The sequence below is a fragment of the Halioglobus sp. D3-4 genome, assembly GCF_055809315.1.
Window position 1 is genome coordinate 4,477,975 of record NZ_CM147907.1, and the last position, 12,757, is coordinate 4,490,731.

Below are 12,757 nucleotides of genomic sequence, written 5' to 3' on the forward strand. Positions count from 1 at the left end.
GTTGGGCGGTGTTTAGAAGCTGGCAGTGAATTTGTGTTTAAAGGTGAACTGCAGGCGGTAGTCGTCCTGTTGCTCGCCCGCGACATTCTCGAGGTTGCCCCACAGGAATTCAGACCCTATGAGCAATTCGGGGTAGGGGGAGTACAGCAGGTTGGTGCTCGCGTACTGACCGGTCTTGAACTCGTTGTCCGCCATCTGGTCCAGCGTGTCATTGTGATTGATGGAGTAACCTATCGAGGAACTCCAGTGGTCTGACCAGTAGTGATCGTAATACACACTGGCAGCGCTGACTTCTACGGCTTTTGCTTTAAAGTTATCGGGTGCCAGGTTCACACCGCCATCATTCATGAACGATGCGATGCCGTCACCATGGACGACGCCGATTTTGAGCTGGTCGCGGCCAAAGGTGTTCACTACGCTGGTGAGGTTGATGCCCCAACCAAACTCACTATCCTTGGGCTGGTTATCCGGCGTGCCGCGCGTTTCAAACGCCAACTCGCGCACTACGCCGGCAATCTGGTAGTGACCCCAGTCATACTCGTCACGCCAGTGCGCGGTGAGATCGGGGAATTGTGTCCGGTCTTTGGCATTCTCCCCGAACCCCGGTGATATCTCGCCAAAGATGCCGCTGTTGAAGCTGCCGTTCTGTTTCTCCAGCGCCACGGCGATTTCGCTGCTTTTCTGGTACCACGTATAACGCAACTGCGGGTTGCGGTTGAACACCATGCCGGAGGGGCCCCACCAGTCCACGACATTGGGGAAGATCGAGATATCCATGAAGTTGGAGTTCGTCTGTCCGAAGCCCAGCCCACCTATTTCGGCCCAGGCATGCCGCAGGTTAAATGTTGTCTGGCCTGCTTCCGAGCCGGTCCCGAAGAAATCGAACTCGAACCAGGTTTTGAAATCTCCCCAGGGTGTATTTGTTGAGGAGCGAAAGCCCATCTGTGTCTGCTTGACACTGACAACGGTGTCACCATTCTGCCCATAGATGCCTTTTTCTATCGGAATGGTTGAGGGCCGCAGTGTGGCCTCCCAGTCGGGCGCGACGCGTTTGAAGTCGTAGATGGCATCGAGCTGGATACTGCTGTATACGTCTACCGTGGTGTTTCGAATAATGTCTTTCACCGGTGCGGTATCTGTCTCTGCGTGCGCTTCTGCTTCCGGTAGCGGCGGGGGGGTACTTTCAGCTACGAGTGCCGGCTGGCCACTTTTCAGCCGCGTAATTTCCTCTTCCATTGTGCGCAGCGCTTCCCTTTGCTGTCGCAGTGCCTCCTCCTGCTGTTGCGCAATCAGTTTCTGCTGTTGCAACTGTGCCTCCAGCAACTGGATTCGTTCGGCATCGGTGCTGGCCTCCGTGGGGACAGCACCCGCCAAAAGCAGCAGCGCACATATCGCAGCAGGGCCTGATTTCGACGAGACGTTATGTATTTTATTATTGCTAAACATTGGAAGATACTCCTTATCAACTAACGTCCGCTCGTTCCAATGCTTGAAACGTATGCAAGCTTTTATCACGTTGCAGCGCTCACGTCAGTAGGAGTCGCTGAGACAGAACCGACATGCTTGGATGAGTTATCATAGCATCGCCGTGATAATTGCCAAGTAAAGCCAGTAATTGTGATTGCGCGGAAAAAGCGCGAGGCAGTGTCAGGCGCGAGCCTTTTTCACAAACTCTGATTTCAACATCATCTCGCCCACTTTTTCGACGCGACAATCTATGTTGTGATCACCGTCTACAATGCGGTTGACTTTGATTTTGGTGCCCACCTTCAATACGCTTGAGCTGCCCTTCACCTTCAAATCCTTGATCAGTGTTCCGCTGTCACCCTCGTACAGATCATTGCCATTGGCATCTTTTACACTGGCGACATTTTCGTTTTCCGAAGAATCAGCCCCGGGAGACCATTCGTGAGCGCATTCGGGGCAAACCAGCAGATCGCGATCCTCATAAGTGAACTGCGACTGACACATGGGGCATGGTGGTAAATCTGACATGAAAAATATCCTCAAAAGGGGAAAACCAAAAAGGGTGGCTGTGCTGTGCCAATGCAGTGCAGCGGCCGGTGCTGCAACTCGGGAGCACTGTATGACGTGAGGCCTATGATAACAAAATGTGATTCCTATTATGTATAGATTTACATATTCGAGCGATGGCCGCATGCAGTGAGTCGCCCTGTGCCTTCTGCGCAGTCCCGCCCTGACACCGTATGGACGATGCAGCGGGCAATCTGTGGTTGCATCCGGCAGTACCATGGCATAAGGTTGTTACTAACAACATATTCGATCGGGGTTTACGGTTATGACTGCCAGCCACGAGCGCGCCGAGGAGCTCTATGAAGCCATCAACCAGCTTATCCGCGTGCATCAGTTCCGTGACAGGGATTGTATCTCCTGCCACGACGTGTCCGTAGCGCAGTGCTATGCGCTTGAGACACTGGTCAAGCGCGGGCCGCTGAGGTTGCAGGCACTGGCAGACGAGATGTATCTGGACAAGAGCACCGCCAGCCGGGTGGTGGATGCGCTGCTGCGCAAAAAGTATGTTCTCAAGGTTGCGGACCCCGATGATCAGCGCGCGGTCCAGCTATCACTGACGACAGCGGGAGAGTCGCTTTACCGCAGGATTCGGCACGACCTGGTTGTGGAGGAGATTGAAATGATCAGGGATGTTACGCCCGAGGTGCTCGATGGAGCCCTGACCCTGATTCGACAGCTTACGAGCGCCGCTCGTGCGCGCTTGGGCACATAGCCCACTTTTTTCCCCATATAGTTGTTACTAACAACATGATATCGCAAGGAGCGTTTATGCCAAACACACTGAACACATTGCCCGTTGCCGTGATCGGGGCCGGCCCTGTCGGACTGAGCGCCGCCGTGCACCTACAGAGCCAGGGCTATCGATGCGTCGTACTTGAAGCTGGGGAGCAGGTGGGCGCGAATCTGGCGCGTTGGGGGCATGTGCGGATGTTCTCGCCGTGGTCTTATAACGTGGACCCCGCAGCGACCGCCTTGCTCAAACAGCAGGGCTGGCGCGAGCCCCCTATGCACGCATTCCCCACTGGGCGGGAACTGCTGGAGCAGTACCTGCTGCCGTTGGCCGCGCACCCCGTGATCGCACCTTGCCTGCACCTTAATACGCAGGTCAGGTACGTGAGTCGACGCCATCATGATGTGTTGCGCACCAGCGGCAGAGATGCCGCCCCCTTCGTGTTGCGGGTAGTGGGGGACGGCGGTGAGCGGGACATTATCGCGGGTGCCGTCATTGACGCTTCCGGCACCTACCAGACACCCAACTGGCTCGGCGCTCACGGCATCCCCGCGCTGGGCGAGTGCGATGCCGGTGATGCTATCACCTACGGTGTGCCAGACATCCTTTGTGCTGCGCGTGAACACTACACCGACAAGTCGGTGTTGGTGGTCGGTGGTGGCCATTCGGCGTTCAATGCCCTGCAGGATCTGGTTGCGCTCGCCGGACAAAATGCCAGTACTCGGGTTTACTGGGGCGTGCGCAGTGCGAATGTGTCTGGCGTCGTGCGCTCCCCGGCAGACGATGAACTGCAGGAGCGGCGGCGTCTTGAAGTGCACATTCAGTCATTGCTGGAGCACGGCCAAATCGAGACCGTGACAGAGCTTCAGGTGGAGGCTATTGAGCGTGTCGATGACCAACTGCTTGTACACAGTCGCTCGGGTCGACTGCCCCCGGTTGACCGCATTATCGCCGCCACCGGGTTCCGCCCCAACCTCGGCTTACTGACAGAGCTGCGGGTCGCTTTGGACCCTGCGACACAGAGCCCGGTAAAGCTGGCACCGCTGATCGATCCGAACAAGCACAGCTGTGGATCGGTTCCCGAGCATGGGGTAGCAGAGCTTTCCCACCCCGAGACCGGCTTGTATATACTCGGTATCAAAAGCTATGGGCGTGCACCGACCTTTCTGTTGAGAACCGGCTACCAGCAGGTGCGCTCGGTTACCGCTGCGCTGGGCTCTGCGTTAACGTCTGGTACGGTGGGGGTGCAGTCAGAGTCTGTGCGGGTGTGTCAGGGCTAGAGGGTATCGTGGCGCACCGCGGTTTTGCCGCCGCGCTCGGTCTGGGGCAACTGGTGTCCTGGGGAACGCTGTACTACAGCTTTCCCCTGATCGCAGCGGCGATAATCAGTGACACCGGTTGGCGTCGTGTCGAACTATACGGCGCAGCCGCGTTTGGCCTTCTGGCCGCGTCCTCGATGGTGTTCCCTGTCGGCGTGCTGATTGACCGGGGGCACGGTCGCAAAGTGATGGTTGGTGCGACCCTCGCGGCATCGCTGACACTGATTGCCTGGTCATACGTTACGACGTTGGCCGGGCTGTATGTCGCCATCATCACTCTGGGTGTCCTGCAGGCCGCGCTGCTGTACGAACCTGCATTCGCGATTACTGTGCGCTATCTGGGGGCGCAAAAGGCACGTGCGGCGATCACGGCGATTACGCTGTGGGCGGGTTTTTCCAGTACGGTGTTTGTACCGCTGATGCAATTTATGTTGGATGCGTTGGGGTGGCGCGGTGCGTTGTTGGGGCTCGCAATCGTCAATGCGGTCGCCGCCGTACCACTCTACCTGTGGGCCATACCACCCGCCGGGGGTGCACGACAGTCGGTCCGGGGGGAGACTGCGATGCCGCAGCTGCACATTGGGTCGGTGCTGCGCTGCTCCAGGTTTTATCTCCTCACGGCATCGTTCTGTGCCTATATGGCGCTGTTTTCTGGATTTACCTATCACATCTATCCGCTGATGATCGCGCTGGCTGCAGAACCGCAATCTGTGGTGTTGGCGATTGCGCTGATCGGTCCGGCCCAGGTGGGCGCACGGGTGTTGATGCTGCTGTTCGAGGAGGTCACCATTACGCGGATTGGCTTGCTTGGCAGTATCGCATTTCCATTGGCGATACTATTGCTCTGGGCGCCACCGGAAGTCTTTACGCTCGCCGTCTTGTGCATTATCTATGGCGGGGCGAATGGTGTCTTCACCATTGTACGTGGCATGGCGGTCCCTGAATTGTTGTCGCGGCATAGTTATGGCGCTATCAACGGGATAATGTTGGTGCCGATGTCGCTTGCACGGGCTGCCGCTCCCTGGGCCGTTGCCGCATACTGGACGCACTGTGAATCGCCGGATGCAGCCATACAGGTGCTGCTGACTTTGGCTGTGATGATGCCGGTGCTGTTTGCACTTGCTCTTGTCGTCAGGCCTCCTCGAGAGGTGTAGCCTGAATCAATACGGCAATCCTTTGCTGATGCCGCGCCACTTGAGCCCCGGTGTGCCGCCAGAAGGCGATTGTGCGGACGCGGTATTTAGTCCTGGATCACACAGGTTCCCGACCTTCGCGCCGATCGTGCCATATTCGCGTCATTGGCGCGCGTCACCTCTGAACTCAAATACATATCGCGCTTGTCGAGCACCCATACGTCATATCTTGGCGCATGTTGCTCATTGCCCTCCGTTAATGATCCGAGGACCAGTGAACGTGCAGAGTCGTTCAGGACATCCAGTTCTAGGAAAAATTCCCGAGCGTCCGCAGCAGGACTTACCCGGTAGGTGTAAGTCAGCGTGGCGTGCTCTCCTTCTACCTCAAAGCGAAATATGAGACTTTCAGGCGCATCTGGCAGCTGCGTAAAGATGGTGCAGAAGTACACTGCGGGCTGTGCCACGACGGGTAGAAAGCAAAGCAGGAGCAATGTCGGGAGAAGGTGTTTACCCGCCATTGCAAATCTCGCCTGTTTCATTGGATGGTGTTCAGCAGGATGCCAAAAGCACCTGTCGGGATTTTCATGGTACAGAGGCCTCGCGTGTTACCCATGCACAGGATAACCTGCTCAGGCAATGATTGCCGAACCATCATCCGCTACCGCGTAGAACAGGCAATCGGATTCTGCGATGGCGCTGTTGTTGGTGATCATGAATAGCTTCAGCGGCCTGGCCGGATACAATTTACCATCGACAATGCGCAGCAACGTATTCACGGCGCAGCGGCCGCTGGCATCCTGAGCCCTGAACAGACTTCGTTCCGAGCCGTTAGCCCAGCCCAGCAAGGTATCTTCGGACACAGTTCCGAAGTTGTGATGTTCGATGTCCGTCTTCAATGTGATGTCGTACGATTCGCAGGGCGTTTCGGCGTAGGTGAGTGTGACGTGTTCACACAGTTCCAGCCGGATCGGGTCGTACAGCAATTCCAGGCCCCAGTCGGTTCTGCCCTGTGCCAATACGACCGGTGCCGTCAAATAGCGACACAAACCCTCGTAGGCCAACTCATGAGCCTCATCATCCAGTCTGCCGCCCATCTCTATGGTCACGGTGGGATAGCTGTGTTCACTGATATCCATCAGTGCGCCCAGGCCAAGGTTTGATACAATCAGGCGCTGCGTGAAGAGTGACGTCAGTGCGTCGTGCTGGCGATCCATATAGGTACACACGCCAAATGCCGGCCCGGAGCCGGAGGTGTTGTGGATATCGATCACTGCCTCGGGATGGTGCAGGTGCAGTATTTCCAGTATTTCCTCGGCGAGTGCGCCCTGGGCATCATCAAAGGGCGGCCGGAAACAGCGATTCAGATCGCGCGCCCTGGGCAGCATACGATGACTGAATACGGGCGGCTCTAGCGCGGCAACCACCGAGGCCACAATACAGACAGCGTTGACCGCCGGCCGTTGTCCAGACCGCAACCAACGATACAGCGCCATCACACCCGATGGCTCATTGCCATGCAGCAGAGTGACCATCGCGCGCGTTCGCGATGGGTCATCTCCCGCAAGATAAAAACAGGCCGGGCCATCCATATAGTGCAGGAATTCTTCCGTATTGTTGCCGATATCTGATGGCGCAGGGTTTTTGATGAACTTGACGCGACTCATAAGGGCCACTCCGAAATGGGGAGGTTTGCTTGACTGTGAATGATGAATTCTTCGAGCATTGCCTGCAGCGCTGCATCCATCGGTAGAGTGCGTTGCAGGGATGTCAGCTTCGCTAACTGCCAGGTGGCTCCGGTTTGGCGGCGCTCCAGACGACGTTCAATCACACCCAGATGGCGCTCGGCTTCAGCGGATGAGATGCCTATCGACGTCAGGCCTTCAAGGGCAATGGGTAACAGGCGTGCGACAATGTCGGAAACAGGCTGTTCTTCATAGCCTGACCGGCGGCGGTCAGGCCACACCAGCCGGGCATCGAGGCCGTGCTTGGCCGCCCTGTAAAAATTGTACTCCGCTATAGCAAACGGGATCGCCGGGAGTATATGGTTGATGTCGGTCTTCACCCCCTCGGCCAGACCTATCAACAACGCCGCATTGGCGGCCATATCGACTGCCGTAGGACCCGCTGGGAGTGCGCGCATCTCAATCCGCAGGTGCCCACCGTCCACGCTGTCATACACCGGCCGGTTCCACAGCCAGACGGTACTCTGGTGCAGGCGCAGCTCGTGGAGCGAGGGGGTTTGTTCGCGCGAAAGATTGTGTTCTGGTGGATGGCGAGGCGCGCAGACAGGTAATAGCGGCGGATAGAGCCGCACTACCTCGGTGAACAGTTCCAGTGCACCCTGTCGCACCCAGCCCTGGCCGAAATTCACCCGCGCCGGTTCGTTCCAGCTATAGCGGTCGACTTGCCGTGTGTCTATCGATTGCTTGAACAGCGGGATGCGGGTTTCATGCCACAACTTGTGGCCAAACAATGTCGGTGAGTTGGAGGCCATAGCTATTGCCAGTGGTGTCATCAACTGAATGGCATTGAAGGTGTCTGCGAATTGCTGCGGCGCCACCCGGTAGTGAATCTGAAACGAGGTATTGGCACCCTCGAGTGTGATGTCGGTCATATCAAGTTGCAGGGGGTCCTCGCCGTCGATATCGATCCTGAACTTTGCACTTCGTCGCAGTAACTGCTTTACCAGCGCGTGGTAGCGCTTGCGATCGGTGACACACAGTGCCCCCAAATCAGACTGGCGCAAGGTAGGAAGAATGCCGATCGGCACTATCCTGCCATTTACCGCTTCAGCCACCTCGCCAAGGTCTGCCAGCTTGCTGATAATCTCTGCTTCGATAGCCGCGAATGGGCTGTTGTCCAATGCGCAGGGTGTAAGATTGTACTCGAGGTTATATCGATTCAATTCCAGCGTCAGTTGCGGATCCCCAGCGGCCTGCTGGATCTCCCGGTTGAGATGCAGCGGAAATCCATCCCGATCGACAATATACAGTTCCAGTTCCGCACCAATCGACCCTGCGCCGCTGCCAAACCCGGGCGCCACCAGCAACTCTTCCAGCTCAGCCAGGTTACCCAGCAGCGCGTCATGAAAACGCTGGTAATCGGCTGGCGTGAAAGTGGTCTTGTCGATCTCTATACCCATAACGGCCTAATGTGCGCGCATAAGCACTGGATGTTATTGATGCAAGTCGTATCTAACGCATTTGAACACTGGGTTGAAGTCTCTAAAAATTACTGCCTGCCTTCAGTGTGGCACAGGATTCAGTACTTGAAATAGCTATTCAAATAGTTCCATAGGCCTGATTGGTTGGGCTGGGTGGATTATGCGAAATCCTGCGTAGTCCGAATGGCTGCGCAGGGTGATACGGTCATTGGCAGGGATAGTCTGGATATCAGTAATTCAGCCGAATCTCCACCAGTATTAAATCATCTGCAATTGCGGCGAGGCTGCTCTCTATGACCTCTCCATGGGAATCGAGTTTCAGTCCATAGACTTTTGCATCTCTGGGCAGTGCGCGCATGAAGCGGCGTACCCCTTCGCGCAGCGCCTCGCTATCACCTTCCAGTAAGACTGCGGTACCGGGAATTCGCTGGCGGGCGATCTCCATCTCAACCGGTACGTCACTACCCCGGAAATTGAGCCACCACCGCGTACTGCGATTGGACAGCAGGCGGACGATATCGCCCTCCCGAGTGTAGCTCAGTGGAGTGCTGAGACGGCGGCCGCTTTTGCGTCCGGTGAAATGGACGATGCCGATATTCTGGCTGGTAACACCATGCAGCGGCGAACGGAGTAGGGTGCGCATTATTGGGTTCAGAATGTAGCGGTAAAAGCTGTTACTGGAAGCCATAGTGTCACCGTGTAGTCGGGTGCTGTAGTGTGTGCTCTAGCTCGTTATCTGAAGGAGCGTGCTCGGCGAGCGTCAACGATATTAGTCGTGCTCGCGAATATTCCCACAAAATAACTCGATATTACCGTCAGCTGGGCTGCTGCGTACGATGAGCGCATGGGGTGAAGCACTGAGGTCACCAAGTGCTGCCGGTACCATTTTTGATAGTTTCCAACCCGTCTCCGTAGGAATCGCCTGTGTGGTATTATTCATTGAATAGACGGGTTCAGCCGAGAGTTGGGAGCAAGTGCCCGCATATATGAAGGTGTAGAGCTGTAATGGCCTGCTCATGCCGACCGGCACGCCACCTATCTGGTAAGTGATATCGGTGCTGCCGCCTCGTCCAACCAAAGAGGCTTGGGCGATAGCACCTGCATTGTGAGATCCGGCGTTCAGGCGCAAGGTTAGAACTTCTCTATCAGCAGTGTTGCCGGCACAACTGGCCACCAGAACCGCTAGTGTCGCAATAAACAATACAGTTTTTATCATTATTAACCTCTCTTGCTCGGTTTGTATCTGGAATCGTGAACACTATTAAAATTCTGTCCCCCGGCTCTCATTGACAACATAGAGCTCTGATCTGCCAATTCGGCTAATTTTTCTGGTGAGCCGACTTCCAGGCAGGGCTAGTTAAAGAGGACTCTCTTACTTATGCTGGATCATTACAGGATACAGTGCAACCCTGATAACACCTCGTAGCCCCGTGCTATCAATGCAGGTCAGTACAAGCTTGTGCGGGATGGTAATCGTGCGCTCTCCGGTATGCTGCTGTAGATAGTGGGGACTATCTGCAAGTGCACGCTGCGAGAAATTCAATAGTGATATAAAAAGTCATCAATATGATATGTTGTTGGCTCTAAGTAACCAATCCGGCATGTGAGGTGTGATCACTTTGTCGGCGTGGGAGGCCAAGCTCTGGGATGTCCCACAACAGCATAAAGGATCGAAACTGGAGTTATGAGATATATTCGCGCAGCTGCTATGGCTTTTCTGTCAACATTTTTCGTCGCGTCCTGTAGCAGCTCCTCGGGCTCGGAGGAATTACCCTCCCCAGCCCCCACACCAGATCCGCAACTGGAAGCAGATATCGTGCATCTGGTGGAGCACCGAATGGATGAGTTCGACCTGCGGGCCGTGATTGTGCGGGTTACGATCAATGGAGATGAAGTAGCCACCTTTGCCCGGGGCGAGTCTCTGGCAGGTGTTCCTGCGACTACCGACATGCACTTTCGCAATGGTGCCGTGGCGATCTCCTATGTCTCGACGCTGTTGCTTATGCTTGTCGACGAGGGCAGGGTCGATCTCGACGACACCGTCTCGACCTGGCTGCCGGAAATCCCGCATGGCGAGCGAGTGACGCTGGGTCAGCTGGCGCAGATGATCTCGGGCTATCCCGACTATGTAATCGGGAACGAGGCGTTTGGCGAGCTCTTGTATGACAACCCGTTCCGTCAGTGGCAACCGGAAGAGTTGCTCGCCCTGATCGCCGATGAGCCTCTATTCTATGAGCCGGGGACCAACTGGAACTACGCTCACACGAACTACGTGATACTCGGTCTTGTGCTGGAGGAGATTCTCGGCCAACCGATGGCTGAGGCGATGGAGGAGCGCGTGCTGGGTCCACTCGGGCTCACCAATACTTCTGATCCCGGTACGCCGGCCATTGTTGAACCGGTGCTCCATGCATTCTCCTCCGAGCGGCGTGAACACCTCAGCGTTTCAACCGGCACCCCGTTCTACGAGGAGACGACATTCTGGAACCCGTCCTGGACGATCACACGCGGTGCCATTCAAACGACGAACATCTACGACCTCAACGCCACCGCGAGTGCTATTTCCAATGGCATCTTGTTATCGCCAGAGTCGCACGAAATGATGGTCTCGACTGATCTTCGAGGCTTCGGTTCAGCCGTCGAGGGTTGCCCAACGTGCTTCCAGCAGTCTGCGGGCTACAGCTATGGGTTGGGTATCATCACGACCGGTAACTGGTTGGCCCAAAACCCGATGTTTGCCGGCGAAGCCGCCGCCTTCGGCTACCTGCCCTCGAAAGGCGTCGCGATCGCCGTCGCGGTAACGTTCAGTGAAGCGGCCTTCGACGAGGATGGCAACCCGCCCTCCAATCGGGCAGACGAGCTCTGGCGCGAGATCGGCGAACTCATTGTGCCTGATGATGCGCCGCCTATCAGGCGGTAGAACCGCTTCTCGAATACTATTACCACGCGTGCAATCGTAGTCCACGTATGGTGAATGGCTCGAAAACCTCCCGATACGGTAGCCTGCGATTTCTGCGGCGGAGCGTAGGCAGATATTCAGGACCGCCGCACGTTTTTAGCAATCCTTTTTTACTGCCAGCCCATCTTTGTCCAGCTACTACGCACGATCTGCACTAGCAGAAAAAAGAAAAGAAATGGGATCGCAATCGATTTTAGCAGCAGTGATACAAGCAGGTTGATGGTATTTTCGGCAAAGTCGCTGACACGTGTCTCGATATTGTTCAGTTTCTCCTGAAGGATATTGACGTTCGGCACATCAGGCAGTATCTCCCAGAAGTGGCACTTCTCTCCGCGACGTCGATTCTCCAGGCAGGCCATGGTTTCGAGGTGTCCAGCAATTTCTTCATCAAGATGCCTTATCGCGCTCTGTCTGTCCTGTCGATTTGCCTCCAGTTGATCTATATCTGCCTGTAGATCCCTGACGGTTTCAGTGCACGTCGGTGACAGGATAGGTGTCGCGATTGATAGTGAGCATATTCTGCCAGCTTGATTGGCTGCCGCTTGAAGCGATTTTTCTGCATCTGCAATTTGTGATGCTAAGTCCTGAACGGCCAACCGCGCTTCTTTCTTTTGGCGTTCGGCCTTGTTCAACGCGGCCTGCGTGTCACCGAATTCGGCTGCGGCTTCCTCCGCTTGCTTGGACAAGCTGTTTATCTGCTTCAGTTCACCCTGAAAGTTTTCCATCGCGACGAGACGTTGCTGGTCTGCCTCATCCAAAAAAGTCGCATCAACCCAGCTGTTGGCTAGGACGACCAGACCCAAGGAAAATCTAAAGAATACGACAACCATAAAGGCTCTCAATAGTCCGCTGGTTACTTTAGCGTCTGCCAGGAAAATACTGATACCACTACAGATGGCTACAATTGACAGCAGGACGTTGAACATCCACTCCGACACCAGTGCCAGTAGTATCTTCTGTAGTGCGAGAGAGCCTAGTGCAAGAAAAACGATATCGGAGAACCTCTCGATAAGATCGTTGACCGGATCGAGCACCTCGCCGATGCTGAAGGTGAGAAATGGAATGCTGAACTCAGTACCCTGCAGCAGCGAAACTAAAGCGTTGATGCCTCTGGCTGTACCGTAGATCAGCCCCGCACTGGAGATAGAGGCATTGATGTCCTCAGAAGAATAGTCATCCAGAATGCCCCACCAGCCAAGCGCGGGCAGGCAGATGAGCGCCACCAGCCAGACGTAGCGCCAGGATAGTGGTTTGTGACTCACAGTCGCCATAGTGGCAGCCTTACTAATCTAATAGACTTTACGAGCCCAGTATACGCCCCTTCGTCCAGGGAGTGGGTTCTGTTGTTGCCCGGCCGCTTGCGCTTGCAACGGGAGGACGGGCAGGCGGCCAAACTCCGCGGTGTTCAAGGAGTAAAAC

12 protein-coding genes are annotated in these 12,757 nt (G+C 55.7%); 4 read left to right on the forward strand and 8 right to left on the reverse strand.

Features of this window, described 5'->3' with window-relative positions:
- Positions 1–12: 12 nt before the first annotated feature.
- Positions 13–1,446 (reverse strand): DcaP family trimeric outer membrane transporter, encoded by a 1,434-nt coding sequence (locus AC0L6S_RS19775; protein ID WP_473425840.1) that lies wholly within the window; start codon positions 1,444–1,446, stop codon positions 13–15.
- Between the two features lie 201 nt (positions 1,447–1,647).
- Positions 1,648–1,995 carry a zinc ribbon domain-containing protein YjdM gene (locus tag AC0L6S_RS19780; protein ID WP_473425841.1) on the reverse strand — a complete coding sequence of 116 codons (348 nt, stop codon included), beginning with the start codon at positions 1,993–1,995 and terminating at the stop codon, positions 1,648–1,650.
- A gap of 304 nt (positions 1,996–2,299) precedes the next feature.
- On the opposite strand from AC0L6S_RS19780, the gene AC0L6S_RS19785 reads away from it, so the two are divergent.
- Genes AC0L6S_RS19785 through AC0L6S_RS19795 form a run of 3 tightly spaced genes read left to right on the forward strand, consistent with a single transcriptional unit; the run spans position 2,300 to position 5,237 of the window.
- Positions 2,300–2,746, forward strand: a complete 447-nt coding sequence (locus AC0L6S_RS19785; RefSeq protein ID WP_473425842.1) for a MarR family winged helix-turn-helix transcriptional regulator — start codon at positions 2,300–2,302, stop codon at positions 2,744–2,746.
- Between the two features lie 56 nt (positions 2,747–2,802).
- The gene (locus AC0L6S_RS19790) at positions 2,803–4,044 is read left to right on the forward strand and encodes an FAD-dependent oxidoreductase (protein ID WP_473425843.1); all 1,242 of its coding nucleotides are present in this window, start codon (positions 2,803–2,805) and stop codon (positions 4,042–4,044) included.
- A complete protein-coding gene (locus AC0L6S_RS19795; protein WP_473425844.1) occupies positions 4,032–5,237 on the forward strand; it encodes an MFS transporter in 1,206 nt (401 codons plus the stop codon). The genes AC0L6S_RS19790 and AC0L6S_RS19795 overlap by 13 nt, the downstream gene beginning before the upstream one ends.
- Positions 5,238–5,323: 86 nt before the next feature.
- Here the strand turns inward: AC0L6S_RS19795 and AC0L6S_RS19800 are convergent, their stop codons facing one another.
- The 5 genes from AC0L6S_RS19800 to AC0L6S_RS19820 form a co-directional block, all read right to left on the reverse strand.
- Complete coding sequence (locus AC0L6S_RS19800; RefSeq protein WP_473425845.1) at positions 5,324–5,734, reverse strand: hypothetical protein; 411 nt, start codon at positions 5,732–5,734, stop codon at positions 5,324–5,326.
- A 111-nt stretch (positions 5,735–5,845) separates the two neighbouring features.
- Positions 5,846–6,880 carry a M14 family metallopeptidase gene (locus AC0L6S_RS19805; protein WP_473425846.1) on the reverse strand — a complete coding sequence of 345 codons (1,035 nt, stop codon included), beginning with the start codon at positions 6,878–6,880 and terminating at the stop codon, positions 5,846–5,848.
- Complete coding sequence (locus AC0L6S_RS19810; protein ID WP_473425847.1) at positions 6,877–8,358, reverse strand: glutamate-cysteine ligase family protein; 1,482 nt, start codon at positions 8,356–8,358, stop codon at positions 6,877–6,879. Before AC0L6S_RS19810 ends, AC0L6S_RS19805 begins: the two co-directional genes overlap by 4 nt.
- A gap of 250 nt (positions 8,359–8,608) precedes the next feature.
- Positions 8,609–9,067, reverse strand: a complete 459-nt coding sequence (locus tag AC0L6S_RS19815) for a nitroreductase/quinone reductase family protein (RefSeq protein ID WP_473425848.1) — start codon at positions 9,065–9,067, stop codon at positions 8,609–8,611.
- Between the two features lie 81 nt (positions 9,068–9,148).
- Positions 9,149–9,595: a hypothetical protein gene (locus AC0L6S_RS19820; protein ID WP_473425849.1), complete on the reverse strand. Its 447-nt coding sequence runs from the start codon at positions 9,593–9,595 to the stop codon at positions 9,149–9,151.
- Positions 9,596–10,087: 492 nt separating this feature from the next.
- On the opposite strand from AC0L6S_RS19820, the gene AC0L6S_RS19825 reads away from it, so the two are divergent.
- The gene (locus tag AC0L6S_RS19825; protein ID WP_473425850.1) at positions 10,088–11,299 is read left to right on the forward strand and encodes a serine hydrolase domain-containing protein; all 1,212 of its coding nucleotides are present in this window, start codon (positions 10,088–10,090) and stop codon (positions 11,297–11,299) included.
- A 149-nt stretch (positions 11,300–11,448) separates the two neighbouring features.
- Here AC0L6S_RS19825 and AC0L6S_RS19830 read toward each other — a convergent pair whose 3' ends face one another.
- Positions 11,449–12,609 carry a zinc ribbon domain-containing protein gene (locus tag AC0L6S_RS19830; RefSeq protein ID WP_473425851.1) on the reverse strand — a complete coding sequence of 387 codons (1,161 nt, stop codon included), beginning with the start codon at positions 12,607–12,609 and terminating at the stop codon, positions 11,449–11,451.
- Positions 12,610–12,757: the final 148 nt, after the last annotated feature.

Bases quoted from the DNA above. Each gene is read 5' to 3' on its own strand.
- AC0L6S_RS19785 (WP_473425842.1), top strand. From the start codon at position 2,300: ATGACTGCCAGCCACGAGCGCGCCGAGGAGCTCTATGAAGCCATCAAC.
- AC0L6S_RS19820 (WP_473425849.1), bottom strand. From the start codon at position 9,595: ATGATAAAAACTGTATTGTTTATTGCGACACTAGCGGTTCTGGTGGCC.
- AC0L6S_RS19815 (WP_473425848.1), bottom strand. From the start codon at position 9,067: ATGGCTTCCAGTAACAGCTTTTACCGCTACATTCTGAACCCAATAATG.
- AC0L6S_RS19825 (WP_473425850.1), top strand. From the start codon at position 10,088: ATGGCTTTTCTGTCAACATTTTTCGTCGCGTCCTGTAGCAGCTCCTCG.
- AC0L6S_RS19810 (WP_473425847.1), bottom strand. From the start codon at position 8,358: ATGGGTATAGAGATCGACAAGACCACTTTCACGCCAGCCGATTACCAG.
- AC0L6S_RS19775 (WP_473425840.1), bottom strand. From the start codon at position 1,446: ATGTTTAGCAATAATAAAATACATAACGTCTCGTCGAAATCAGGCCCT.
- AC0L6S_RS19800 (WP_473425845.1), bottom strand. From the start codon at position 5,734: ATGGCGGGTAAACACCTTCTCCCGACATTGCTCCTGCTTTGCTTTCTA.
- AC0L6S_RS19780 (WP_473425841.1), bottom strand. From the start codon at position 1,995: ATGTCAGATTTACCACCATGCCCCATGTGTCAGTCGCAGTTCACTTAT.
- AC0L6S_RS19790 (WP_473425843.1), top strand. From the start codon at position 2,803: ATGCCAAACACACTGAACACATTGCCCGTTGCCGTGATCGGGGCCGGC.
- AC0L6S_RS19830 (WP_473425851.1), bottom strand. From the start codon at position 12,609: ATGGCGACTGTGAGTCACAAACCACTATCCTGGCGCTACGTCTGGCTG.
- AC0L6S_RS19805 (WP_473425846.1), bottom strand. From the start codon at position 6,880: ATGAGTCGCGTCAAGTTCATCAAAAACCCTGCGCCATCAGATATCGGC.